Origin of the sequence: Streptomyces sp. MP131-18, assembly GCF_001984575.1 — a bacterium.
GTDB lineage: Bacteria > Actinomycetota > Actinomycetes > Streptomycetales > Streptomycetaceae > Streptomyces > Streptomyces johnsoniae.
Map to the genome: position 1 here is coordinate 6,798,060 of NZ_LZNS01000001.1, position 23,166 is coordinate 6,821,225.

At 73.1% G+C, this 23,166-nt stretch carries 23 protein-coding genes; 16 read left to right on the forward strand and 7 right to left on the reverse strand.

Features of this window, described 5'->3' with window-relative positions:
• The first annotated feature begins 416 nt into the window (after nt 1–416).
• Nucleotides 417–1,499, forward strand: coding sequence for a S1 family peptidase (locus STBA_RS30360; protein WP_077062245.1), 1,083 nt, complete (start codon nt 417–419; stop codon nt 1,497–1,499).
• 121 nt (nt 1,500–1,620) lie between these two features.
• On the opposite strand, the gene STBA_RS30365 is transcribed toward STBA_RS30360, so the two are convergent.
• Nucleotides 1,621–2,646: an aspartate-semialdehyde dehydrogenase gene (locus STBA_RS30365; RefSeq protein WP_077062246.1), complete on the reverse strand. Its 1,026-nt coding sequence runs from the start codon at nt 2,644–2,646 to the stop codon at nt 1,621–1,623.
• Between the two features lie 205 nt (nt 2,647–2,851).
• On the opposite strand from STBA_RS30365, the gene STBA_RS30370 reads away from it, so the two are divergent.
• From STBA_RS30370 to STBA_RS30395, 6 genes are all read left to right on the forward strand, one after another.
• Nucleotides 2,852–3,154, forward strand: a complete 303-nt coding sequence (locus STBA_RS30370; protein WP_077062247.1) for an urease subunit gamma — start codon at nt 2,852–2,854, stop codon at nt 3,152–3,154.
• A 62-nt stretch (nt 3,155–3,216) separates the two neighbouring features.
• Entirely contained in the window at nt 3,217–3,543 is a 327-nt protein-coding gene (locus STBA_RS30375; RefSeq protein WP_077062248.1) for an urease subunit beta, read from the forward strand.
• Nucleotides 3,536–5,257, forward strand: coding sequence for an urease subunit alpha (locus STBA_RS30380; protein ID WP_077062249.1), 1,722 nt, complete (start codon nt 3,536–3,538; stop codon nt 5,255–5,257). The genes STBA_RS30375 and STBA_RS30380 overlap by 8 nt, the downstream gene beginning before the upstream one ends.
• Before the next feature lie 12 nt (nt 5,258–5,269).
• Nucleotides 5,270–5,944, forward strand: a complete 675-nt coding sequence (locus STBA_RS30385; protein WP_077062250.1) for an urease accessory UreF family protein — start codon at nt 5,270–5,272, stop codon at nt 5,942–5,944.
• A 13-nt stretch (nt 5,945–5,957) separates the two neighbouring features.
• Nucleotides 5,958–6,656, forward strand: coding sequence for an urease accessory protein UreG (gene ureG / locus STBA_RS30390; protein WP_077062251.1), 699 nt, complete (start codon nt 5,958–5,960; stop codon nt 6,654–6,656).
• Nucleotides 6,653–7,417 carry an urease accessory protein UreD gene (locus STBA_RS30395; RefSeq protein ID WP_077062252.1) on the forward strand — a complete coding sequence of 255 codons (765 nt, stop codon included), beginning with the start codon at nt 6,653–6,655 and terminating at the stop codon, nt 7,415–7,417. The genes ureG and STBA_RS30395 overlap by 4 nt, the downstream gene beginning before the upstream one ends.
• Here the strand turns inward: STBA_RS30395 and STBA_RS30400 are convergent.
• On the reverse strand, nt 7,396–8,304 hold the full coding sequence (locus tag STBA_RS30400; RefSeq protein WP_079252239.1) for an AraC family transcriptional regulator: 909 nt from the start codon (nt 8,302–8,304) through the stop codon (nt 7,396–7,398). The two genes, STBA_RS30395 and STBA_RS30400, sit on opposite strands and share 22 nt — an antisense overlap.
• A 75-nt stretch (nt 8,305–8,379) precedes the next feature.
• Here STBA_RS30400 and STBA_RS30405 point away from each other — a divergent pair, with 75 nt between their 5' ends.
• On the forward strand, nt 8,380–9,189 hold the full coding sequence (locus STBA_RS30405) for a phytanoyl-CoA dioxygenase family protein (protein WP_077062253.1): 810 nt from the start codon (nt 8,380–8,382) through the stop codon (nt 9,187–9,189).
• A gap of 63 nt (nt 9,190–9,252) precedes the next feature.
• Here STBA_RS30405 and STBA_RS30410 read toward each other — a convergent pair whose 3' ends face one another.
• Entirely contained in the window at nt 9,253–10,278 is a 1,026-nt protein-coding gene (locus STBA_RS30410; protein WP_077062254.1) for an aldo/keto reductase, read from the reverse strand.
• Between the two features lie 197 nt (nt 10,279–10,475).
• Here STBA_RS30410 and STBA_RS30415 point away from each other — a divergent pair, with 197 nt between their 5' ends.
• The gene (locus tag STBA_RS30415; protein ID WP_077062255.1) at nt 10,476–11,048 is read left to right on the forward strand and encodes a TetR/AcrR family transcriptional regulator; all 573 of its coding nucleotides are present in this window, start codon (nt 10,476–10,478) and stop codon (nt 11,046–11,048) included.
• 21 nt (nt 11,049–11,069) lie between these two features.
• Here STBA_RS30415 and STBA_RS30420 read toward each other — a convergent pair whose 3' ends face one another.
• The gene (locus STBA_RS30420) at nt 11,070–11,726 is read right to left on the reverse strand and encodes an HAD family hydrolase (protein WP_077062256.1); all 657 of its coding nucleotides are present in this window, start codon (nt 11,724–11,726) and stop codon (nt 11,070–11,072) included.
• A 303-nt stretch (nt 11,727–12,029) separates the two neighbouring features.
• Here STBA_RS30420 and dnaE point away from each other — a divergent pair, with 303 nt between their 5' ends.
• The 4 genes from dnaE to STBA_RS30440 all read left to right on the forward strand — a co-directional run bounded on the left by dnaE (nt 12,030) and on the right by STBA_RS30440 (nt 17,349).
• Nucleotides 12,030–15,470 carry a DNA polymerase III subunit alpha gene (dnaE, locus tag STBA_RS30425; RefSeq protein WP_077062257.1) on the forward strand — a complete coding sequence of 1,147 codons (3,441 nt, stop codon included), beginning with the start codon at nt 12,030–12,032 and terminating at the stop codon, nt 15,468–15,470.
• Nucleotides 15,467–16,450, forward strand: a complete 984-nt coding sequence (locus tag STBA_RS30430; RefSeq protein ID WP_077063719.1) for a helix-hairpin-helix domain-containing protein — start codon at nt 15,467–15,469, stop codon at nt 16,448–16,450. Before dnaE ends, STBA_RS30430 begins: the two co-directional genes overlap by 4 nt.
• A 246-nt stretch (nt 16,451–16,696) precedes the next feature.
• Nucleotides 16,697–16,927: an antitoxin gene (locus STBA_RS30435; protein WP_077062258.1), complete on the forward strand. Its 231-nt coding sequence runs from the start codon at nt 16,697–16,699 to the stop codon at nt 16,925–16,927.
• Nucleotides 16,924–17,349, forward strand: coding sequence for a type II toxin-antitoxin system VapC family toxin (locus STBA_RS30440; protein WP_077062259.1), 426 nt, complete (start codon nt 16,924–16,926; stop codon nt 17,347–17,349). The genes STBA_RS30435 and STBA_RS30440 overlap by 4 nt, the downstream gene beginning before the upstream one ends.
• 567 nt (nt 17,350–17,916) lie before the next feature.
• Here the strand turns inward: STBA_RS30440 and STBA_RS30445 are convergent.
• On the reverse strand, nt 17,917–18,153 hold the full coding sequence (locus tag STBA_RS30445) for a hypothetical protein (RefSeq protein ID WP_171987608.1): 237 nt from the start codon (nt 18,151–18,153) through the stop codon (nt 17,917–17,919).
• Entirely contained in the window at nt 18,150–18,350 is a 201-nt protein-coding gene (locus tag STBA_RS38105; protein WP_171987609.1) for a hypothetical protein, read from the reverse strand. Before STBA_RS38105 ends, STBA_RS30445 begins: the two co-directional genes overlap by 4 nt.
• Before the next feature lie 240 nt (nt 18,351–18,590).
• Here STBA_RS38105 and STBA_RS30450 point away from each other — a divergent pair, with 240 nt between their 5' ends.
• Complete coding sequence (locus STBA_RS30450; protein WP_077062260.1) at nt 18,591–19,832, forward strand: PP2C family protein-serine/threonine phosphatase; 1,242 nt, start codon at nt 18,591–18,593, stop codon at nt 19,830–19,832.
• Between the two features lie 560 nt (nt 19,833–20,392).
• Here STBA_RS30450 and STBA_RS30455 read toward each other — a convergent pair.
• A complete protein-coding gene (locus tag STBA_RS30455) occupies nt 20,393–21,232 on the reverse strand; it encodes a class I SAM-dependent methyltransferase (protein ID WP_077062261.1) in 840 nt (279 codons plus the stop codon).
• Here STBA_RS30455 and STBA_RS30460 point away from each other — a divergent pair.
• Together STBA_RS30460 and STBA_RS30465 are read left to right on the forward strand one after the other, a co-directional pair.
• Nucleotides 21,219–22,076: a hypothetical protein gene (locus tag STBA_RS30460; protein WP_143659587.1), complete on the forward strand. Its 858-nt coding sequence runs from the start codon at nt 21,219–21,221 to the stop codon at nt 22,074–22,076. The genes STBA_RS30455 and STBA_RS30460 overlap by 14 nt on opposite strands.
• Before the next feature lie 34 nt (nt 22,077–22,110).
• Entirely contained in the window at nt 22,111–23,010 is a 900-nt protein-coding gene (locus STBA_RS30465) for an aminoglycoside phosphotransferase family protein (protein WP_077062263.1), read from the forward strand.
• Nucleotides 23,011–23,166 lie beyond the last annotated feature (156 nt).

The window sequence follows — 23,166 nt, forward strand, 5'->3', positions numbered from 1 at the left end:
CCCGGGCGGGGGCGGTTTTCGTGTGGTGGGCGCGAGCGGAGTGGCCCAAGTCGCGTGCCGCGAGGCCGAAAAACGGACAGCCGGCACGAAGAACGGCCCGTAACAGCGATTTTCAGACAGGTGTAGACCTCACGGGGCAAGGATGCTCCCCTCACACCCGGTGACACTTGGGCGGCACGGGGTGCCTCCTCTGGGTGGCCTAGGCATGAAAACGCCGTGTGTTCTGGAGGGTTTACGCGTATTACACCGCGCAGTGTGATCGTATGTCCGGGGCAGGATCTCGTGCTTGTATGACTCGGCCATGGTGGGAATACTCGCCAACACCGCTTGGCATGGACGTGACCGACCTCGCAGGACTGGCCAAGTCCGTGCTCTCTCCGGAGTCAAAGGGCTCCAACCCCCACAGGAGGAAGAGCGTGACACACCGACGTACCTCACACCGGCGCATGGCCGTCGCAGCCACCGGGCTCGCGGCGCTCCTCGCCGGTTCGTTCGCCGTCACTCAGGCGAACGCCACCTCTCCCGCAACCGACGCCGTTCCCGACGTCCTCTCCTCGGCCGAGGCCGGCGAACTGGCCGGCTCCCTGGCCGGTCTGCTCAGCGACGAGGCCGCCGGCGGCACCTTCTACGACTCCGACACCGAGACCCTCGTGGTCAACGTCGTGGACGAGGCCGCCGCGGACACGGTGCGGGAAGCAGGGGCCGAAGCCCGCGTGGTGGAGAACAGCCTCGCCACGCTGAGCGAAGTCAGGGCCTCGGTCGAGGACTTCGCCGTACCGGGCACCGCCTGGTCGATCGACCCCGTCAGCAACACCGTGCGCGTCACCGTGGACAGCACGGTGACGGGCGAGGAACTGGCCTCGGTCCGTGACTCGGTGGAGGCCCTCGACGGCCTGGCCACGCTGGAGCAGCGGGCCGGCGAGTACCAGCCGTTCATCGCGGGCGGCGACGCCATCTACAGCTCGGGCGCGCGCTGCTCGCTCGGGTTCAACGTGTCGGTGGGCGGCCAGCCGGGCTTCCTGACCGCCGGGCACTGCGGATCGGTCGGCAGCGGCTGGTCCGACTCCTCCGGCGGCGGCGAGATCGGCACCATGACCGCGGGCGAGTTCCCGGGCGGCGACTACGCGCTCGTCGAGTACAGCGCGGACATCGACAACCCGAGCGCCGTCAACCGGTACGACGGCTCCACCCAGGAGATCACCGGCGCCGCCGAGGCGACCGTCGGTCAGTCGGTGGAGCGCAGCGGCAGCACGACGGGCCTGCACGGCGGCGAAGTCACCGCCGTGGACGTCTCCGTCAGCTACCCGCAGGGCACGGTCAACGGCACCATCGAGACGACCGTCTGCGCCGAGCCCGGCGACAGCGGCGGCGCGCTGTTCTCCGGCTCCGACGCTCTCGGCATCACCTCGGGCGGCAGCGGCAACTGCTCCTCGGGCGGTCAGACGTTCTTCTACCCGGTGACGGACGCGCTCGACGCGGTGGGCGCGACCCTGCCGTAACGGCCCGACGGCACACCACCGTCCGCATGCACAAAGTTCCCCGCTCGCCCGCCCCGCAAGGGGCCGGGCGGGCGGGGAACCGCGTGTGCGGGCCCTGTGGCTTCGGCCGTGGCCTCGGCCCTCAGCGCTCGGCGGCGACCAGCTCCGCGATCTGGACCGCGTTGAGCGCCGCCCCCTTGCGCAGATTGTCGCCGGAGACGAAGAGCGACAGGGCGTTGTCGGCCGTCTCGTCGCGGCGGATGCGGCCCACGTAGCTGGCGTCGCGCCCGGCGGCCTGCTGCGGGGTGGGGATGTCCGACAGCTCCACGCCCGCCGCGCCGGCCAGCAGCTCGCGGGCCCGGTCGGGCGGGAGGGGACGCGCGAAGCGGGCGTTGATCTGGAGGGAGTGGCCGGTGAAGACGGGGACGCGGACGCAGGTCCCCGACACCTTGAGGCCGGGGATCTCCAGGATCTTGCGGCTCTCGTTGCGCAGCTTCTGCTCCTCGTCGGTCTCATCGAGGCCGTCGTCCACGATCGAGCCGGCCATCGGCAGCACGTTGAACGCGATGGGCCGCACGTACTGCTCGGGCGTGGGGAAGTCCACCGCGAGCCCGTCGAACGTGAGCCGGGCGGCGTCCTGGGCGACGGCGCCGCGCGTCTGCCGGTCCAGCTCCGCGACGCCGGAGAGCCCGCTGCCCGACACCGCCTGGTAGGTGGCCACGACCAGGGCGGTCAGCTCCGCCTCCGTGTGCAGGGGGCGCAGCACCGGCATGGCGGCCATCGTGGTGCAGTTCGGATTGGCGATGATCCCCTTGGGGCGCTGGGCGACGGCGTGCGGGTTGACCTCGGAGACGACGAGCGGGACCTCGGGGTGCATGCGCCAGGCGGAGGAATTGTCGATGACCACCGCGCCGGCCGACGCGACCTGCTCCGCCAGCTCCTTCGAGGTGCCCTTGCCCGCGGAGAACAGGGCGATATCGAGACCGGAGAAATCGGCGGCCGCCGCGTCCTCGACCGTGATCGCGCCGTCCTGCCAGGGGAGCGTGCTGCCGGCGGACCTGGCCGAGGCGAACAGCCGAAGCTCGTCCACCGGGAACTTCCGTTCGGCCAGTATCTGCCGCATGACGCCGCCCACCTGGCCGGTGGCACCGATGATCCCGATTCTCATGACGCTCCTCGTGTCCGTTGCGGGTCTCCAGACCTGCTCCTACCCTGCACCGGATGGCCGGACGACGGCGAATTCTTTGACGTCGGTCACACTCGGTGAGCCCCGTCACGTTGATACTTCTGAATGAAAGTAACGCCGCCGTAACGAGGTCGAACTAACCTCCAGTTCTGGCGGTTTCCGACCGGACGACGTGAGGTGGGCAAGCATGCAACTGACCCCGCACGAGCAGGAACGTCTGCTCATCCATGTGGCCGCCGACGTGGCGGACCGCCGCCGGGCCAGAGGGCTGCGGCTCAACCATCCGGAGGCCGTCGCGCTGATCACCGCGCACGTCCTCGAGGGCGCGCGCGACGGGCGCACAGTCGCCGAGCTGATGGATTCCGGCCGCCGGGTCCTCGGCCGGGCGGAGGTGATGGAGGGCGTTCCGGAGATGATCCACGACGTCCAGGTCGAGGCCACCTTCCCCGACGGCACCAAGCTGGTGACCGTCCACGAGCCCATCGCCTGACATTCCGGGGCCAGGGCCCCGAGCAGCCGCGGCCCCGCGGCCGATACCCGAGAAGGGCAGTCGTGATTCCCGGAGAGATCCTGTTCGCCGAGACGCCGGTACCGCTGAACGAGGGCGCCCCCGTCACCCGGCTCACCGTGCGCAACCTTGCGGACCGCCCCGTCCAGGTCGGCTCCCACTACCACTTCGCCGAGGCCAATCCAGGACTCGACTTCGACCGGGCCGCGGCCCGCGGGCTGCGCCTGGCGATCCCGGCCGGCACCGCCGTGCGGTTCGAGCCGGGCATCCCCGCGGAGGTGGCCCTGGTGCCGCTGGCCGGCCGTCGGATCGTCCCCGGACTGCGCGGCGGAGCCGGCGGGGCACTCGTGGAGGGCGGGGCCCGTGACTGAGCTGGCACGGGCCCGCTACGCGGACCTGTACGGGCCGACCACGGGCGACCGGGTGCGGCTGGCGGACACGGACCTGCTGATCGAGGTCGAGGAGGACCTGGCGGGCGGCCCCGGCCGCGCCGGGGACGAGGCCGTCTTCGGCGGTGGCAAGGTCATCCGCGAATCGATGGGCCAGTCCCGCGCCACCCGTGCCGAGGGCACCCCGGACACCGTGATCACGGGCGCCGTCGTACTGGATCACACCGGCATCGTCAAGGCCGATCTCGGTATCAGGGATGGCCGGATCGTTGCGCTCGGCAAGGCCGGGAATCCGGACACGATGGACGGGGTCCACCCGGGCCTGGTGATCGGCCCGGAAACGGAGATCATCGCGGGGAACGGCCGGATTCTGACCGCGGGCGGCGTCGACGCGCACGTCCACTTCATCTCGCCTCGCCTCGCCGACGAGGCCCTGGCCTCGGGCGTCACCACCCTCGTCGGCGGCGGCACGGGACCGGCCGAGGGCAGCAAGGCCACCACGGTGACGCCCGGGCCCTGGCACCTGGCCAGGATGCTCCAGGCCCTGGACGACGTCCCGGTCAACGTCGGGCTGCTCGGCAAGGGCAGCACCGTCTCCCGCGAGGCCATGCTCAGCCAGCTGCGCGGCGGCGCCGTCGGCTTCAAGATCCACGAGGACTGGGGCGCCACGCCCGCCGTCATAGACGCCTGCCTCGGGGTGTGCGAGGAGACCGGCGCCCAGCTCGCCATCCACACCGACACCCTCAACGAGGCCGGTTTCGTCGCCGACACCCTCGCCGCCATCGCCGGCCGGTCCATCCACGCCTACCACACCGAGGGCGCGGGCGGCGGGCACGCGCCCGACATCATCACGGTCGTCTCCGAGCCGAACGTGCTGCCCAGCTCCACCAACCCGACCCGGCCGCACACCCTGAACACCGTCGAGGAACACCTCGACATGCTGATGGTCTGCCACCACCTCAACCCGGCCGTCGCCGAGGACCTGGCCTTCGCGGAGTCCCGCATCAGGCCCTCCACCATCGCCGCGGAGGACGTCCTGCACGACCTGGGCGCCATCTCCATCATCTCCTCGGACTCCCAGGCCATGGGCCGCGTCGGCGAGGTGATCATGCGGACCTGGCAGACCGCCCACGTGATGAAGCGGCGGCGCGGCGCGCTGCCGGGCGACGGTCCGGCCGACAACCACCGGGCCTGTCGCTATGTCGCCAAGTACACGATCAACCCGGCGGTCGCCCAGGGGCTCGGCGACGAGATCGGCTCCGTGGAGCCGGGCAAACTCGCCGACCTGGTGCTGTGGGAGCCCGCGTTCTTCGGCGTCAAACCGCTGCTTGTCATCAAGGGCGGCCAGATCGCCTGGGCGCAGATGGGGGACTCGAACGCCTCCATCCCCACGCCGCAGCCGGTGCTGCCGCGGCCCATGTTCGGCGCGCTCGGCCGGGCGGCGGCCGCCGGCTCCGTCAACTTCGTCACCCACCTCGCCCTCGACGGCGGGCCGCTCGACGGCCTCGGCCTGGCCAAGCGGCCGGTCGCCATCGCCGGCACCCGCGGCACCACCAAGGCCGACATGCGGCTGAACGACGCGCGCCCCCACGTCGCCGTCGATCCCGACAGCTTCACCGTCACCGTCGACGGCGAGGCGGTCACCCCCGAGCCGGCCACTGAACTGCCCCTAGCCCAGCGCTACTTCCTCTTCTGACGGGCCCGTTCGATGTCCACAGCGGCACTGCTCCTGATCGCGGACGGCCGCTTCCCCGCCGGGGGCCACGCCCACTCCGGCGGTATGGAAGCGGCCATCCGCGCCGGCCGGGTCACGGGCCCCGCCACGCTGGCCGCGTTCTGCTCGGGCCGCCTGCACACCGCGGGGCTCACCGCCGCCGCTCTCGCCGCCGCGGCCTGCGGTGGCTGCGATCCGTGCGACCTGGACGAGGCGGCCGACGCCCGCACGCCCTCGCCCGCGCTGCGCGCCACCGCGCGCAGGCTCGGCCGGCAGCTGCTGCGCGCCGCGCGCGCCACCTGGCCCGCACCGCACCTGGACGCCGTGGCGGCCGAGCACCCGGGCGGGCTCCACCAGCCCGTCGTGCTCGGCCTCGCGGCCCGCGCCGTGGGCCTCGCCCCGCGGGACGCCGCCCTGGCCGCCGCCCACGAGGCCGCGGGCGGGCCGGCCTTCGCGGCCGTGCGGCTGCTCGGGCTCGACCCGTTCGACGCCACCGCCGTACTCGCCCGCCTGGCCCCCGACCTCGACCGCGTCGCGGACCGCGCCACCGCCGCGGCCGCGGCGGTTCCCCGGCACGGTACCGACGCCCTGCCCGCCGCCTCGGCGCCGCTGCTCGATATCACCGCGGAAGCACACGCCACCTGGCCCGTGCGCCTCTTCGCCTCCTGAACGGAGCCCCGCCATGCACCTGGACCACCACGAGACGTACCCCACCCGCCACACCTGCACCCTCCGCCCCGACGGCACGCGCCGCGCCCTGCGCATCGGCCTCGGCGGGCCCGTCGGCTCCGGCAAGACCGCCACGGTCGCCGCCCTGTGCCGCGAACTGCGCGACAGCCTCTCGATCGCCGTCGTGACCAACGACATCTACACCCGCGAGGACGCCGACTTCCTGCTGCGGAACGCCGTGCTGCCCGCCGAACGCATCACCGCCGTCGAAACCGGCGCCTGCCCGCACACCGCGATCAGGGACGACATCTCCGCCAACCTGGAGGCCGTCGAGGAACTGGAGGACCGCACCGGGCCGCTCGACCTGATCTTCGTCGAATCCGGCGGCGACAACCTCACCGCCACCTTCTCCACCGGCCTCGTCGACGCCCAGGTCTTCGTCATCGACGTCGCCGCGGGCGACGACATCCCCCGCAAGGGCGGCCCCGGCGTCACCACGGCCGACCTGCTGGTGGTCAACAAGACCGACCTGGCGCCCCACGTCGGCTCCGACCTGGCCGCCATGGCACGCGACGCGCGGGCCCAGCGCGGCGATCTGCCGGTCGCGTTCACCTCGCTCACCGCCCCCGGCGGCATCGGCCCGGTCGTCGACTGGGTGCGCGGCCGGCTCGCCGCCTGGACCGCGGCGCACCCGGCCGGGGTCGGCGCGTGAACGCACCCGGCCGGGCCGGCGTCGCCGCGCACGCCAGGATCGCCGCCGCCCCGGGCGGCGCGCTGCCCGTGCTGCGCAGCGAAGCGCCCCTGGCCCTGCGCCGCACCCGCGCGGCCGGGCCGTGGGCCCAGGTGGCGGTCGTCGGTGCGATGAGCGCCCCGCTCGGCGGCGACCGGCTGCGCCTGACCGCCGACGTCGCGGCCGGGGCGGCGCTGCGCGTCGGCTCGGCCGCGGCCACGCTCGCCCTGCCGGGCCGCGCGCCGTCGGAGCCCGCCACCTACGACATCGCCCTCGCCGTCGGCGAGGGCGGAGAGCTGCGCTGGCTGCCCGAGCCCGTGATCTCGGTCCGCGGCAGCGAGCTGCACACCACCACCCGCGTCGACCTGGCCGCCGGAGCGCGCCTGGTGCTGCGCGAGGAGCAGGTACTCGGCCGGGCGGGGGAGGAGCCGGGCCGGCTGCGCGCGCGGCTGACGGTGCGCCGCGACGGGCGGCCGCTGTTCGACCAGCAGCTCGCGTTCGGCCCCGGAACGCCGGGCTGGGACGGCGGCGCGGTACTCGGTGGCCACCGGGCGGTGGGCCAGCTGCTCGTGGTCGACCCGCGTCTCGCCGACGCGCCGGCCGAGGCCCGCTCGCTCGGCGGCACGGCCGTGCTGACGCCGCTCGCCGGACCGGCCGCGCTGGTCACCGCCGTCGCGGACGACGCCCTGGCACTGCGCCGCCTGCTGGAACGCGGCGCCGGCTACCTGTGCCGCACCCGGTAGGCGCCGGGCGGCACGCCGTAGCGGGCGCGGAATACCCGGCTGAAGTGGAACGGGCTGGCGAACCCCGAGGCGGCGGCCACCCGAGCCACCGGCAGATCCGTCACCTCCAGCAGCCGCGCGGCGTGCCGCAGCCTGGCGTCGCGCAGCACCCGCATCGGGGTGTCGCCGAGCGCCTCCGCGAACAGGTGCCCCAGCCGGGACGGGGACAGCGCGACCCGGGCCGCCAGTGACTCGACCGTGTGCGGGGCCGCCGGGTCGGCGGCGATCAGCGCCGCCACCCGCCGCACCCGCGGATCGGTGCCCGCCCCGGTCGCCCCGGCCGCGGCGGCCGGGGGCACGGCGGTGGCCAGCAGGACGATCTCCTCCAGGCTGCCGAGGGCCAGCTCCGTGGCGGCGGCCCCGTGCGCCACGGCGACCCGGTTCGGCACCGGCCGCGGGTCCGGGTCCGGCGGCGCGCCCTCGCCCGACCACCTGGCGTCGGCGTGCAGGCGGCGGAAGGCCGCGGCGATGCGGGGGCGGACGGCGGCGGGCACGGGCACGACCGTGTACAGCCGGCCGCCCGCGGCGTGCGGGCGCAGCCACGCGGCCCAGGCCGCCCTGGCCCGGCAGTGCACCCACCAGAACGCCCAGCGCTCCGCGCCCGCCGCGGTCGCGTAGTGGTGCGGAACGCCGGGGCCGAGCACGACCAGGTCACCGGGGCCCGCCTCGGCCCGTGCGGCGCCCTGGCGCAGCAGCCCGCGGCCGACCGCGGTCCAGGTGAACAGCCAGCTCTCGGTGCCGCTCGGCCTGCTGACGGCGTAGCCGGGCCGTTCGTCGAAGTACCCGGCGGTGACCAGGCCGGGCGGCGGGGCAGGGGTTTCTGGCAGGTCGGCAGCGTTCACGGGCATCCTCAGCGCGGTGCGGTCGGGCCTAGCGTCGCAGGGGAAGAAGGCTCACGGAAGGCTCACGGAAGGAGCGGGCGGATGACAGTCACCACGGCCGTGGACGACTACGTCGGGCAATTCCAGGACGAGGGCTTCCTGGTGGTGCGCGGCCTGTTCGGGGCGGCGGAGATCGAGGATCTGCGCGCGGAGTTCATGGCGCTGCACGCGGGCGGGCCGATTCCCGGCCACTTCGAGCCGCGGGGCCGGGAGGACGAAGGCCCGGCGGACCCGCTGCACAGCTTCCCGCGCGTGATGCACCCCCACCGCATCAACGAGCTGGCGCTGCGGTACCTGCTGGAGCCGCGACTGCGCGGCATCCTGGAGAACCTGCTGGGGGAGGAGGTGCTCGCGGCCCAGAGCATGTTCTACTTCAAGCCGCCGGGGGCCCGCGGCCAGGCGCTGCACCAGGACAACTTCTACCTGCGGGTGGAGCCGGGCACGTGCGTGGCGGCATGGATCGCCTGCGATGAGATCGACCGGGACAACGGCGGCCTCGAAGTCGTTCCCGGAACGCACCGGATGGACCTCTTCTGCCCGGAGGAGGCCGATCCGGAGCTTTCGTTCGTCCGCGAGTACGTGCCGCCGCCGCCCGGCCTGAAGACGGTGCCGGTCGACATGTCGCCGGGCGACGTGCTGTTCTTCAACGGCAGCCTGGTGCACGGCTCGCAGCCCAACCGCACGGCCGACCGGTTCCGGCGCTCGTTCATCTGCCACTACGTGGGCCGGTCCGCCGAGCGGATAGGCCACTGGTACCGGACGCTGTCGATGAACGGCGACCGGGTGCCGCTGGCGGAGAGCGAGGGCGCGGGCCCCTGCGGTACGGAGTTCGACGCCGCGGGCCCGCACTGAGCCCTGGCCGGGCGGGCGTGCGGGGCCGGCCGGGCGGGCGGCCCGTTCCGGCGGGCCCTGCGTTCAGGCCCGGTCGGGGTGGAGCATCCGGAGCTGTTCCGGGGTCAGCTCGGGTGATCCGGCGCCCCTGACGCGCTCGGCCAGCGGGTCGAGGGCCGCGGTCTCGGCCGCGGTCAGGCTGATGTGGGCGGCACCGGCGTTCTCCAGGAGCCGGGCGCGGCGCTTCGTGCCGGGGATCGGCACCACCGGCAGTCCGCCGTGGTGCGCCGGCCTGGTGAGCAGCCAGGCCAGGGCGATTTGCGCCGGAGTGGCGGAACGGGCCTGCGCGATCCGCAGCAGCGGCGCGAGCAGGCGGGCGTTGTGGGCCGCGTTCTCGCCGTTGAAGCGGGGGATCGTGCGGCGGAAGTCGTCCTCGGTGAGGTGGGCGGCCGAGGAGTACTGGCCGGTGAGGAAGCCGCGGCCGAGCGGCGAGTAGGGGACGAAGCCGATACCGAGCGAAGCGCAGGCCGGTACGAGGTCCCGTTCCGCGTCCCGGCCGAACAGCGACCACTCGCTCTGCACGGCCGCCACGGGATGGACCAGGTGGCCGGCGCGCAGCTGCGCGGCGGTGACGTTGGACAGGCCGAGGTGGCGCACCTTGCCCGCGGCGACCAGGGCGGCCATGGCGCCGACGGTGTCCTCGACGGGGACCTTGGGGTCCGGGTGGTGGAGGTAGTAGAGGTCGATGTGGTCGGTGCCGAGCCGCCGCAGGCTGGCGTCGCAGGCGGCGGCCACGTAGGCGGGGTCGGCGCGCAGGCCGAGCAGCCGCCCGTCGTGCGGGTCGCGCACGGCGCCGAACTTGGTCGCGACCACCACGTCCGCGCGGGCCGCCGAGGTGCGCAGGAAGTCGCCCAGCAGGAGTTCGTTCGCGGAGCCGACGCCGTACATGTCGGAGGTGTCCAGGAACGTCACTCCCTGGTCGACGGCCAGCCGGAGGGTGGCGAGGGCCTCCTGTCGGTCGGCCGGGCCGAAGAATTCGCTCATGCTCATGCAGCCGAGGCCGATGGCGGACACCTCCAGGCCGGTGGGGCCGAGGGCAACCGTGTGCATCGGGGGTCCTTTCGCGGGATGTGCGGGGGAGCCGCCCCACGGAAGCGGGACGGCTGTCCCGTTTGAAAATACGGGACGCCCATCCCGCTTGTCCAGGCGGTGCGGTCAGGACGCCGTCGGGAGCCGCGCCGCCCCCGCAGAGCCGAGCCCTAGAATCGGGAGGGCGAGCAGCCGGGGAGACAGGGAGGCGGACCAAGGTGCCGGAGGAACGTCCCCTGCGCGCCGACGCCCGGCGCAACCGCGCCAGGGTGCTCGCCGTGGCCATCGACACGTTCGCCGCGGAGGGCATGTCCGTGCCCGTGCACGAGATCGCCCGCCGCGCGGGCGTCGGCACGGGAACCGTCAGCCGGCACTTCCCCACCAAGGAGGCGCTGTACGAGGCGATCGTCCGCGAGCGCGTCGGGCAGATCGTCGGGGACGGCCGGGCCCTGCTCGAACACGGCGATCCGGCGGAGGGCTTCTTCGCGTTCTTCCGGCTCATGGCCGAGCAGGGCGCGGCCGACCGCGGGCTGGCCGAAGGGCTCGCCGGAGTCGGGTTCGACATGGAGGCCGCCGCGGCCCGCGGCGGCTACGACGTCACCGGCGTCTGGCGGGAGCTGCTGGCCCGGGCCCAGCGGGCCGGCGCGGTGCGCGGCGACGTGGAGGTGGCCGACGTCAAGGCCCTGCTCAGCGGCTGCGTCGCCCGGGAGCGGTCGGGCCCGGAACCGGCCGCGAGAGAACGCATGATCGCGATCGTCCGCGGCGGGCTGCGCCCCGCGGCGCCCGCCTGACCTGCGGGGTCCAGGTCACCCCTAGGTGGCCAGCAGGGCGGGCAGCTTGCGCATGTCGTCGAACACCACCGTGCCCTGGCCCGCCAGCCACTCGGCCGGGGTCAGCCCGCCCGCGTAGCCGAACGAGCGCATGCCGGCGGCGCGCGCGGCGCGCACGCCGTACTGGCTGTCCTCCACCACCGCGCAGCGCTCGGGCTCGGCCCCCATCCGCGCCGCCGCGTGCAGGAAGAGGTCGGGCGCCGGCTTGCCGTGGGCCACCTCGGATGCGCTGAAGATCCGCCCCTCGAACCGCGGATACAGGCCGGTGCGGGTGAGGGTGCGGCGCATCTTGGTGTGCAGGCCGCTCGACGCTATGCAGTGCGGGATGGTGATGCTGTCCAGCGCCTCGCCGATGCCCTCCACCTCGGTCAGCTCGGCGTCGATCGCCGCGTCCAGCCGCTCGCGGTACCGCTCGCCCCACACGGCCGCCTGCTCCTTGCCGAGGCGCTCGGCGATCTGCGCGCGGACCGCGCGCTCGGAGCGGCCGAGGAAGCGGTCGATGATCTCGCCCTCGGTGAGCGGCCAGCCAAGCTCCTCGCCCAGCTCGACGCAGACCCGCAGGGCGAGCGGCTCGCTGTCCACCAGCACGCCGTCGCAGTCGAAGATGACGAGGTCGAAAGGGGCTGGAGGAGGCGTCACGCCGACAGCCTAGCCTGTCCGAGTGACAGCCACGGGAGACCGGTTGCGCGGCTGCTCGCGGACGCGGAGCGGACCGTGCGGGCGGCGTGGCGGCGGCGGGTGGTCGCGGGGGAGGCAGCGGTGGCGGCGGTGTTGGGCGCTCTGCGGCCGGAGCCGTAGCGGGGATGTTTTCGGCCACGCTGGCCCCGGTCGGCGGGGGTGTGACCTGGTCGTTCGCCAGATTCGCACTTGTGTTCGATGGCTGGTTTATGGTGGAGACGGACAGCGGCGAAACAGGGGGGCCGGGTGTGACAGGAGGTGCGGATGCCGGGCTTCGCACACCTGCACGTGGCGTCCGGATTCTCCGCGCGCTACGGCGCCTCGCACCCCGAGCGGCTCGCCGAGCGGGCCGCCGAGCGGGGCATGGACGCCGTGGCGCTGACCGACCGCGACACCCTCGCCGGCGCCGTGCGGTTCACCAAGGCGTGCGCGCGTGCCGGGGTGCGCCCGGTGTACGGGGTCGAGCTCGCCGTCTCCCCGCAGCGCCCGGCCGAGGCCGCGCGGCGGCGTCCGAGGACCCCGGTGCGCGGTGGCGCCTTCGCCGATGAATCGGCGCCGCGGGTGATCTTCCTCGCCAGGGACGGCGCGGCCGGCTGGGCGCAGCTGTGCCGGCTGGTCACGGCCGCACACGCCGGTGCGCACGCCGGTGCGGCCGGCGGCGAACGGCCCGTGCTGCCGTGGTCCGAGGCGCACGGGGACGGGCTGACCGTCCTGCTCGGACCGGCATCCGAGCCCGGCCGCGCGCTGGCCGCCGGCCGCCCCGACCTGGCCGCCCGGCTGCTCGCCCCCTGGCGTGAACGGTTCGGCGGCGCGCTGCGCATCGAGGCCGACGCCGCGGGCCCGGCCGCCGCCGCGGGCCGCGCCCTCGGCCTCGCCGCGGAGCAGGGCGTGCGCCCGGTGCTCACCAACGCGGTCCGCTACGCCGACCCGGGCCAGGGCGCGGTCGCCGACGTGCTGGACGCGGCGCGGCGGCTCGTTCCCATCGATCCGCGCGGCCCCCTGGACGGCGGGGAGCGCTGGCTGAAGGGGCCGGAGGAGATGGCCGCCGCGGCGGTCCGCGCCGCGGAGGCGGCCGGCTACGGGCGGTCCGCCGCGCACCGGCTGCTCGCCCTCACCGAGGAGACGGCGGCGGACTGCCGGGTCGACCCGGGCCGCGACCTCGGCCTCGGCGGCGTGCACTTCCCCGAGCCCGGGCTCGTGGGTGCGGCCGGGCGCACCGCGGACCGTGCGCTGCGTTCGCGCTGCGCCGCGGGGATGGTCGTGCGCCGCCACGAGCGGGACGCGGCGCGCTGGCGGCGCCTGGACGAGGAGCTGGCCATCATCGAACGCCTCGGCTACGCCTCCTACTTCCTCACCGTCGCCCAGGTCGTCGAGGACCTCAGGGGCCTGGGCATCCGGGTCGCCGCCCGCGGTTCCGGGGCCGGGTCGCTGGTCAACCACCTGCTCGGCATCGCGCACGCCGACCCCGTTGAGCACGGCCTGCTGATGGAACGGTTCCTCTCCCCGCGCCGTGGCGCGCTGCCCGACATCGACATCGACGTGGAGTCGGCCCGCCGCCTGGAGGCGTACCGGGCCATCTTCGAGCGCTTCGGGGAGGAACGGGTCGCCACCGTCGCCATGCCCGAGACCTACCGGGTGCGGCACGCGGTCCGGGACGTCGGCCTCGCGCTCGGCCTCGACCCGGCCGAGGTCGGCCGGCTGGCCAAGGCGTTCCCGCATATCCGCGCCAGGGACGCGCGTGCCGCGCTGGCCGAGCTGCCCGAGCTGCGCGACGTCGACGCCGACCGCTACGGGCCGCGGATGTGGGAGCTGGTGGAGGCGCTGGACGGGCTGCCGCGCGGGGTGGCCATGCATCCGTGCGGCGTGCTGCTGTCCGACGCCTCGCTGCGCCTGCGCACGCCCGTGGTGCCCACGAGCGGCGAGGGGTTCGCCATGTCGCAGTTCGACAAGGACGACGTGGAGGATCTCGGCCTGCTCAAGCTCGACGTACTGGGGGTGCGGATGCAGTCCGCCATGGCGCACGCGGTGGGCGAGACGGAACGGGTCACGGGGGAGCGGATCGATCTGGAACGGGTTCCGCAGGGGGATCAGGAGACCTACGCACTGATCCGTTCGACCGAGACGCTGGGCTGCTTCCAGATCGAGTCGCCGGGGCAGCGCGATCTCGTCGGGCGGCTCCAGCCGGAGACGTTCCACGACCTCGTTGTCGACATATCGTTGTTCAGACCCGGGCCCGTCGGGGCCGATATGGTGCGGCCGTTCATCGACGCCAGGCGCGGGCGGCGCGCGCCGCGCTATCCCCACCGCGACCTGGAGCCGGTGCTGCGCGAGACACACGGTGTGGTGATCTTCCACGAGCAGGTCATCGGCATTCTGGCCACGCTGACCGGCTGCGACCGGGCGCTGGCCGACGAGGCGCGGCGGGCGCTGTCCGATCCGGAACGCCGGGGGCGGGTGCGTGACTGGTTCGCCGCCGAGGCGGGCGGGCGCGGCTATCCGCCCGAGGCCGTCGCCCGCACCTGGGAGATCCTGGAGTCGTTCGGCAGCTTCGGCTTCTGCAAGGCGCACGCCGTCGCCTTCGCCGTTCCGACCTACCAGTCCGCCTGGCTCAAGGCGCACCACCCGGCCGCCTTCTACGCCGGGCTGCTCACGCACGATCCGGGCATGTACCCCAAGCGGCTGCTGCTGGCCGACGCGCGGCGGCGCGGGGTGCCGGTGCTGCCGCTCGACGTCAACCGGTCCGATGCGGCCTATAGAATCGAACTGGAGTCTGAATCGGGAGTGCTGGGGGTCAGGCTCGCCCTCGGCGAGGTGCAGGGCATCACCGAGGAGGAGGCGGAACGGATCGCGGCCGGGCGGCCGTACACCTCCCTCACCGACCTGCTCGGCCGCGCCGCACCCTCGCGCCCCGTCGCCGAACGGCTGGCCCGTGTCGGCGCCCTGGACGCCTTCGGCGGCAATCGCCGCGACCTGCTGCTGCACCTCGCGGAACAGCACGCGCAGCGGCGCACGGCCGGCCGGCCCGGCGGCCCCCAACTGCCGCTCGACGACGGCGAGGAGACGCCCCCCGCCGGGCTGCCCGACCTCGACGAGGACGAACGGCTCGGCGCCGAACTCGGCGTGCTCGGCATGGAGACCACGCGGCACCTCCTGAGCGGCCACCACACCTTCCTCAAGGAGCTGGGCGTCCTGTCCGCCCGCCGCCTGTGCGAGGCCGCGCACGGGGAAACGGTGCTGGTCGCCGGGGCCAAGGCCGCCACCCAGACGCCGGCCATCAGGTCCGGCAAGCGCATCATCTTCGTCACCCTCGACGACACCACGGGCCTGGTCGACCTGGCCTTCTTCGAGGACAGCCACCCCGCGTCCGCCCGCACGGTCTTCCACTCCTGGCTGCTGCTGGTGCGCGGAACGGTCCAGCGGCGCGGTCCGCGGACGCTGAGCGTCGTCGGCCGGACCGCCTGGGACCTCGACGAGCTGGCCGGACTCCGCCGCACCGGCGGCCTCGACGCGGTCGCCGCGCGGCTCGCCGCGGGCGGCGACGACGGCGCGGCGGCGGAGGACGCTACGGCGGACGCTACGGAGGGCCGCCGCATCGAGCTGGCCACCGGCTACTCCCTGCACCCCTGGGCCGACCTGCGGCCCGCCGGGGACTCCGCCAAGTACCCGCGCAAGCTGTGGCACGCGAGCCCGGGGAGCGCCGGATGACCCGGGTGCTCTACGTGCGGTTCATCGGCCGCTCCGCCGCCGAAGGGCATCCGGCACTGCTGCGGCTGCTCCACGGCATCACGCCCGTGGTACAGGCCGTGCCGCCCGACGCGGCGTTCGCCGATGTCGGGGGCGCCCTGCGGTACTTCGGGCGCGATGCCGCAGGGCTCGCCGGCCTTGTCCGGGTGCGGGCGCTGGCGCTGCACGGCACGGACTGCGTCATCGGCGTCGCCGCCAACCCGCTGCTGGCCCGCATGGCGGCCGACGCGCACGGCGCCCCCGGCGTGGCCGAACTGCCCGACGCGGCGGACGCCGTGGCCGGTTTCCTGGCGGACCGGCCCGCCACCGCCCTCCACGGCGTCGGTGCCGCCACCGCCCGCACCCTCGCCTCCTACGGCCTTGACACCGTGGGCCGGATCGCCGCCGCGCCGCCCGCCACCCTCCAGCGCATCCTGGGCGCCGCCCGCGCCCGCCGCGTCCGCGCCCTCGCGCAGGGCACCGACCCCACGCCCGTCACCCCGTCCGCCCCGGCCCGTTCGGCGTCGGCGGAGCACCGTTTCGGCCACGACGAACTGGACGCGGGGCTGCGGCGGCGCGCCCTGCTCACCCTCGCCGACGAGCTGGGCTACCGGCTGCGCGGTACCGGGCAGGCCGCCCGCGCCCTCACCCTGACCATCCACTACGCGGACCGGAGCACCACCACCCGCAGCCGCACCCTCGCGGAGCCGACCGCGCACACCCAGGACCTGACCGGCGCGGCCTACGCACTGCACGACGCGCTCGGCCTCCAGCGCGCCCGGGTGCGCGCGGTCGCCCTGCGCGCGGAGGAGCTTGCGGACGCGGCACACACCACCCGTCAGCTCTCCCTGGACCCGACCGAGGAACGCCGCCACCGCGCGGAGGCGGCGGCGGACCGCGCCCGCAGACTCTTCGGCCCCAAGGCAGCCACCCCCGCGGGCCACCTGGACGACGCGGCGTGAAGATCTGCTCGGTCAGTACCTCGAACGTCCGATCCTGGCCGGGCTCGAAGCCGCCCTCGCCCTCGACCTCCTTACCCGGCGGAAGCGTCCGCGACATGTCGACATCGCGGGTTGATGGCTCAGCGGGCTCCCGGAACGATCGCCCCGGCGGGGAACGATGTCCTGAACCGGGCCCGTCCGCCCGTCGTGGGCAATCACCACTTTCTCCTGACTGCATAATGACTGCGTTGACGCTAGAATGCAGTCATGACTGCCTTCACCATCAGGGAAGTGCCTGACGACATCGCCTCCCGCCTGAAGATCCGCGCCGCTGAAGCCGGCCAGTCCCTCCAGACCTACCTTCTTGCCCTCGTTACCCGGGAGGCAACTCAGCCCACTCTTGCCGAGATCGCGCAGCGTGCCGAGCAGTACGCGGTCAGTGAGGTCGACAACGATGATGTGCTCGCGCTCATCGACGAAGGACGAGCCGCACGTTGATCGTCATTGACTGCTCAGCCATCACCATGTTTCTCACCGACAGCGGGGTCGTCGGCCAGCAGGTCCGCGCCCGCGTCGCCCAGGAAGACACTCTGCACGCGCCCCACCTCCTGGACACCGAAGTCGCATCCGCACTCCTCGGCATGGCGCGCGGCACAAGAAGCGGCCTTCCCAAGCTGCGGAAAGCTGTGCTGGACGAGCACATCAAGACGTACAGTGCCCTGCGCATCGACCGTCATGAGGCAATGCCCCTGTTGCCACGCGTCCGGGTCCTGCACGCCAGCCTGTCCGCCTACGGTGCCACCTATGTCGCCCTCGCCGAGACCCTCGGCGTCCCCTTCGTCACCACGGACGCCAGAATCAAGCGGGGCATCCAAAAGCCGCGATGCACGATCGAGGTCGTCGGCGTCGAGGAGACCTGATCTGACTGCTCGCAGGATCGTGTCACCGTCCGCAGTGCAACGCCGTGCTGCCGTCAACGCGGGCCCGCGCAGGTCGAGGCAGTCGAGGTGAAGGCCCCGATCTTCGGCACGTCCGGCCAGCGCGGCGCCGTGCCGACGCGTGCCCGTCAGGACGGTTGATCACGGGTCAACAGCGATTCTCAGCGGTGGGCCGATCCGTCGCAGAAGCCGAGGTCTCAGCAGGTCAGCGTTCTGAAGGGTTCCGGAGCGCGAGTTCGATCCTCGTCGCCCGCTCCGAACGGTCAAGGCCCAAGTCAGGGACATGCCTCCCAGGCTGGGCCGTTGTGCTGGCGGGTCTCCCGCTGTCACGCACGGTCTCTGCCTGCGTCGCCCTGCCCTGGATCGCCAGCGTTCGCCCGGACCTTGTGCCACTTCCCGACCCGCCGCTCCGGCAGTTCCTTCTGTCCGTCCAACCGACAGTCCTCTTCCCGACGTCTGCGCCACCGCCGATGAGCCATAGTCCGTAAGCGGTCACGGCTGCCGGCCTGGCAGGGCGCAGACCGCCCCGGCATATGGCTTCTGGGCTGGTCAGAGGCTGTGGTGGTGTCTGCGAAGGAGGCGGGGGTTGGTGCGGCGGGCGGCCCATAGGGTCGTGGTGCGGTTGATGACGAGTGATTCGCCGGAGCTGAAGACGAGGCGTTTGGCGCCGCCGCGCATCGCGGTCATGTCGGTGACGGTGAAGGTGTGGCCGCCGATCATGATTTGGTCGCCGCGGGCGATGGTGGCGGCGTCCACTTCGACGGATACCAGTACCCCGGCGTTCACGATCGGGCCTCGCAGTTCGGGGTGCAGGCGCGCAGCGGGTGGCCGTTCACGGTGGCCAGGACGCGGGAACGTTCGCCGGGGCGGTGGCCGAGCCAGGTCCGGCACAGTACGCAGGCGGTTCCGGACCACTGCCGTGGCGTCAGGTCCCGTTCGAGGTCGAGGCCCATCAGCAGGACGGGCAGCGGCGCGTCAGGCACGGCTGCCTCCTCGGGCGGGGAGGATGTGGGCCAGTGCGTCGAGGAGCAGTGGCGGGTCGGTCAGGCAGGTGCCGGTGGGCCGGATCAGCCACTGTCTGTCACCGGGCGTGACATGCCGCGTTTGGCCCAATGGGCTCGGCGGGCCGGTCGGCCGCGCCACCCTGTGCGGGGTGATCAAGGCCGTTCCAGGAGCTACTGGAGCCGGGGCAGGACGGCCCACAGCACGAAGGGGTACGGCCAATGGCGCAGGGCGAACGGCGGCCCGGCAAGGGCGCGGTGGACCGGTCGGAAGGGTTCGGCGAGCGACTGCTGGGGGTGCTGCTGGACCGGGCGCATGAGATGCCGCCGCAGCTGATCGGGGCACTGATCGCGGAGGAGGTCGCCAGGATCGGCGGCCGGGATGTCTCGATCCTCCTGCAGGACTACGCCCAGCTGCTCCTGGTGCCGCTGTCGGGCCCGGGGCTGACGGTCGGCGACCCCGAGGACATCGGCGACTCCCACGCCGGCACGGCCTTTCTGCGCGAGTCCGCCGTCGAGGTGCCGGAGGCCGGCGGCGTCCGGATGTACCTGCCGTTGCTGGACGGCAGCGACCAGGTGGGAGTGATGGCCCTGACCCTGGACACCGTCGACGACGACGACCGCCGCCTCCTGCGGAGGCTGGCCGGCCTGGTCGCCGACATGCTGGTCACCAAGAACAGTTACACCGACCAGTTCTTCATGGCCCGCCGCCGCGGACCGATGAGCCTGGCCGCGGAGATCCAGTGGTCCCTGCTGCCGCCACTGGCCATGTCCGTGCCGCAGGTCGCGGTGGCCGGAATCCTCGAACCTGTCTACGACATCGCCGGTGACAGCTTCGACTACGCCTTGAACGACGACATCCTGCACGTGGCCATGGTCGACGCGATGGGCCACGCCCTGGACGCCGCCACGATGGCGACCGTCGCTGTCGGCGCCTACCGGCATGCCCGGCGCGCCAGTATCGACCTGGCCGAGATCTACGCCTTCATGGACCGGGCCATCGCCGAGCAGTTCGGGCCCGACCATTTCGTCACCGCGCAGATGATGCGTCTGGACATCACCACGGGCCACCTGCAGTGGGTCAACGCGGGCCACCCGGCACCTTTGTTGATCCGCGACAACCGCGTCGTCCAACGCCTGACGGGCCCGACCACGCTGCCGGTCGGCTTCGGCGGTGAGCAACCACGGATCAGCGCCCAGACCCTCCAGCGCGGCGACCGGGTGCTGTGCTTCACCGACGGCGTGATCGAGGAACACGAAGCCGGTGGTGTCGAGTTCGGCGAGGACCACTTCGTCCGCTGCGTCGACCGCATCGGCCAGTCCGAGGAAGGGGTGCGGGGGATGCTGCGTCGGCTCTCGCACGCCCTCAGGCAGGAACGGGGCGGCAGCACCAGCGATGACGCAACCCTCTTCCTCATCGACTGGCGTGGAGGTGCCGCCGATCACCTGGCCGTCCTGGAGTGAGCCGATAGCCACCATCGTTGATCCGATCGAGCCAGGCCGCCTGCCCGGCATCGGCCTTTCCGGTGATCGTCATGCCGGTCACCCTCCCAGCGGCGGGCGCCGACCGGCGCCAGCATCGAGTGCAAGGACTGGATACCGATCGACGCCGATCTTCGGTCCGGGAAGCGGCCAAAGCCGCTCGTCGGACCTCCTCATCGAGCCGGACTGCCGGGTGCGGCGATGACCGGCCCCGGGCAGCGCCCACTGCTCTTCCTCGGTGTCGACGGACCACTCATTCCTTTCGGCGCGGCGCCGCAGCAGTAACCGGCCTGTCAAACGAGTCGCGAACTACAGCAAACCGGCACTCGGTTTGGTCGGGCCTGCGCACGTGGCCCGATGAAGCCGGCCTGCTCGTCCGCCGAGCGCGTCTGGCGAACGAGGGCCGGGTCGGTGGGGCCGGAGGCATCGATCTCGTCCTCTCCTTCATGCCGCGCGCGACGAGGATCAATGGCGAGTTCGGTGTCCGGCAGCCGGTCTCCGTGTGAAGCACAGTGCGAGCGGTCCGCGTTCTCCGCTCGGCCTTACGGCTTGTGTGACACTGCCAGTTCGATGAGGTAACGCTTGGTCACCCGGCCGCCGTGCTGTTTGTCGATCAGGCTTGCGATGCATTTCAGCAGTCCGGTCCTGGCGGCTTCCGGGAGAGCCCGGTGGCCGGAGTAGGTGCGCAGCAGGTCCAGATACTCCGACGTCGTGTATGTGAGATCTTGTTCGTGGCGGCGGAAGACCGTGGGGCCGAACCGGCCGCTCAGTGCGACCTCGTGCGCATGGTCCGAGCCGTCGATGTCGGCGGCCGCGGGGAGCCGCAGCCCGGGCGGTGTGTCCGGATCGAAGCGCTCGTAGCAGCGCTGGACCTCGACGAAGAACTCCTCGGTGCCGCCCCTCACATGCTGCGTTCGCACCACGGCGAGCGCCCCGCCCGGGCGCAGTGCCTCGGCGGCCTTCGCCATCCGCACGGCCGGGTCGATCCAGTGGAACGCGGTGGCCGCGACGACCACGTCGAACGGTTCCTCCGGCAGCGGCCAGCTCTCGAAGTCCGCCGTCACCACCTCCACCGCCGCGGCCCCGGCCAGATTGCGGCGGGCGACGGCGGCCATGTGCGGGCCCGCCTCGACGGCCGTGATCCGGCAGCCGAGCCGGGCGAGAGGCACGGTCGCCTGGCCGGTGCCGCAGCCCACCTCCAGTACGTGGCCGCCGGGGCGGGCGCCCGCGAGTTCCGCGAGGTCGTCGTACAGGCCCGGCGGGTATCCGGGCCTGGCCCGGTCGTACAGCTCCGCGTCCTCGTCGAAAGTCCGGCGCAGGCCCTCCCGCCGGGATTCCTCGGGCCGGTCGTCGCGCTTCGCGTGCGTCATGTCGTCGGGCATGTGGAGCAGCCTAGAAGGCTGCCTTAGCGTGGTCCCGGCTCGTCCGACCGAGGCGGCCGGGCAGGGGGACGACATGGATGAGAGACGCGAGGGCGGCGGCGTCACCGAGGTGAGCTTCAGGTCCGAGGCCCGCCCGCATGTGTATGCCGGACTCGTCGCCCCGGACGGTTCCGACGATCAGCTGGATTTCGCCGTGCTGGCCGTCGACGCGCTTCTCGCTCTCGGAGACGGTCTTTTCGAACCGCTCGCGGTGAACGTCGAGGTCGCCTGCTGTGACGCCGAATTCGGCTATCCGCTCAGGGAGCCGCAGCCGACCGCGCGCTTTCACCAGCTGCGTGTAGCCGCGCCGCCGGAATGGGTCGGAATCCCGGATATCTGGAACGAGCTCCTGGTGGCTCGGCGCGAGCGGCTCGACCGTGCCGTCATCCTGGACTGGTTCCGCACCATCCTCGCCCAGCAGGAGTGCTCGCGGGCTCACACCAGGACCGGCTGGACCGAACTGATCGTCGAAGCGGTCCGGGTGCGCCTGCCCGAGGCGACGCGCGCTCTTCTCGAAAGCGACGGCAGCGAGCTGCCGGTGTCCTGCGGTAACGGGGTGATCCGCTTTCCCGTCGAGAAGTCCGCGGACACCCTCTGGGTGGCCGGCCCGCTTGACTGGTACTCCGGCAGCGCTCCGTTCGGGGTGCGGATCGTCAACGAATCGGGGGACCTGACCCTCGACTTGTCGCTGAACTGGTCGCCCTGGATCGACGAGGACGGCGCTGGCCCCGCCATCGGGGCTGCCGTCCGCCGGCTCTCGGCCATGGGATGGGATGTGGTGCCCGGCGACCGGAAAGGCGTTTGACGCTCGTCGGCGTCCGGCGGTCGGATGGTCTGCCATGAGCACAGGAAGCACGGGAAGCACGGGACAAACCATCGACGACGACCTGGTGCGGCGGCTGATCGCCGGGCAGTTCCCGCAGTGGGCGGGGCTGGCGGTGGAGCGGCTTCCTTCGGGCGGCACGGTCAACGCCATGTACCGGCTGGGGGACGACATGGTCGTGCGGCTTCCCCTGATGGCGGGCGGGGCAGGCGACGTATCGCTGGAACGAACGTGGCTGCCGCGCCTCGCGCCCCGCCTGCCCACGTCCATTCCCGAGGTGCTCGGCGGCGGGCAGCCCGCCGAGGGGTATCCGTGGCCGTGGTCGGTGTACAAGTGGCTCGCGGGGGAGAATCCGGCGGCGGGGGCGCTGAGCGACCCCATCGCGCTGGCCGGGGATCTGGCCGGATTCGTGGCGGCGATGCGGAGCATCACCCTGCCCGGGGCGCCGCAAGCCCACCGGGGCGGGCCGGTCGCCTCGCTCGATGCGGCGACCCGGACCGCGATCGAGGAACTGCGCGGGGTCCCGCAGGAGGGCGTCGACTGTGACGCCGCCGCCGCTGTGTGGGAGGAGGCGCTGGAGGCCCCCGGCTGGAATGGCCCGCCGGTATGGCTGCACGCCGATCTCATGCCGGGCAACTTGCTGGTGAACGGTGGCAGGCTGACCTCGGTGATCGACTTCGGATGCCTGGGGACGGGTGATCCGGCGTGCGATCTGTTTCCGGCATGGAACCTGCTGCCGGCCGATGGGAGGGAAGCCTTCCGCGAGGCGCTGGGCGTGGACGACGCGACCTGGATTCGCGGCCGGGGGCGGACGCTCTCGCAGGCGCTGATCGCGCTGCCCTACTACCGGGGGACGAACGCGGCGATGGCGCACAACGCCAGGCACGTGATCCGGACGGTGCTCGAGGAGGGCTGAGGCGCCCACTTCCGGTGGGAGTTCGTCGTACCGAGTGGTGCGCCACCGCCGGCGAGCCCCAGTGCACCCGCGGCGCCGCCGGTGCCGAAGCGGCGGTCAACCTCCGTTCTGCTCCGGGTGGTTGTGACCTCAAAAGCGGGGGTGTCCGGGTGGGCC

What these genes read in the sequence shown, in the direction of transcription:
- STBA_RS30410 (WP_077062254.1), bottom strand. Translation starts at nt 10,278, where the DNA reads ATGCACACGGTTGCCCTCGGCCCCACCGGCCTGGAGGTGTCCGCCATC.
- STBA_RS30455 (WP_077062261.1), bottom strand. Translation starts at nt 21,232, where the DNA reads ATGCCCGACGACATGACGCACGCGAAGCGCGACGACCGGCCCGAGGAA.
- STBA_RS30450 (WP_077062260.1), top strand. Translation starts at nt 18,591, where the DNA reads ATGGCGCAGGGCGAACGGCGGCCCGGCAAGGGCGCGGTGGACCGGTCG.
- STBA_RS30435 (WP_077062258.1), top strand. Translation starts at nt 16,697, where the DNA reads ATGACTGCCTTCACCATCAGGGAAGTGCCTGACGACATCGCCTCCCGC.
- STBA_RS30430 (WP_077063719.1), top strand. Translation starts at nt 15,467, where the DNA reads ATGACCCGGGTGCTCTACGTGCGGTTCATCGGCCGCTCCGCCGCCGAA.
- STBA_RS30365 (WP_077062246.1), bottom strand. Translation starts at nt 2,646, where the DNA reads ATGAGAATCGGGATCATCGGTGCCACCGGCCAGGTGGGCGGCGTCATG.
- ureG (WP_077062251.1), top strand. Translation starts at nt 5,958, where the DNA reads ATGCACCTGGACCACCACGAGACGTACCCCACCCGCCACACCTGCACC.
- STBA_RS30465 (WP_077062263.1), top strand. Translation starts at nt 22,111, where the DNA reads ATGAGCACAGGAAGCACGGGAAGCACGGGACAAACCATCGACGACGAC.
- STBA_RS30400 (WP_079252239.1), bottom strand. Translation starts at nt 8,304, where the DNA reads ATGCCCGTGAACGCTGCCGACCTGCCAGAAACCCCTGCCCCGCCGCCC.
- STBA_RS30385 (WP_077062250.1), top strand. Translation starts at nt 5,270, where the DNA reads ATGTCCACAGCGGCACTGCTCCTGATCGCGGACGGCCGCTTCCCCGCC.
- STBA_RS30405 (WP_077062253.1), top strand. Translation starts at nt 8,380, where the DNA reads ATGACAGTCACCACGGCCGTGGACGACTACGTCGGGCAATTCCAGGAC.
- dnaE (WP_077062257.1), top strand. Translation starts at nt 12,030, where the DNA reads ATGCCGGGCTTCGCACACCTGCACGTGGCGTCCGGATTCTCCGCGCGC.
- STBA_RS30460 (WP_143659587.1), top strand. Translation starts at nt 21,219, where the DNA reads ATGTCGTCGGGCATGTGGAGCAGCCTAGAAGGCTGCCTTAGCGTGGTC.
- STBA_RS30370 (WP_077062247.1), top strand. Translation starts at nt 2,852, where the DNA reads ATGCAACTGACCCCGCACGAGCAGGAACGTCTGCTCATCCATGTGGCC.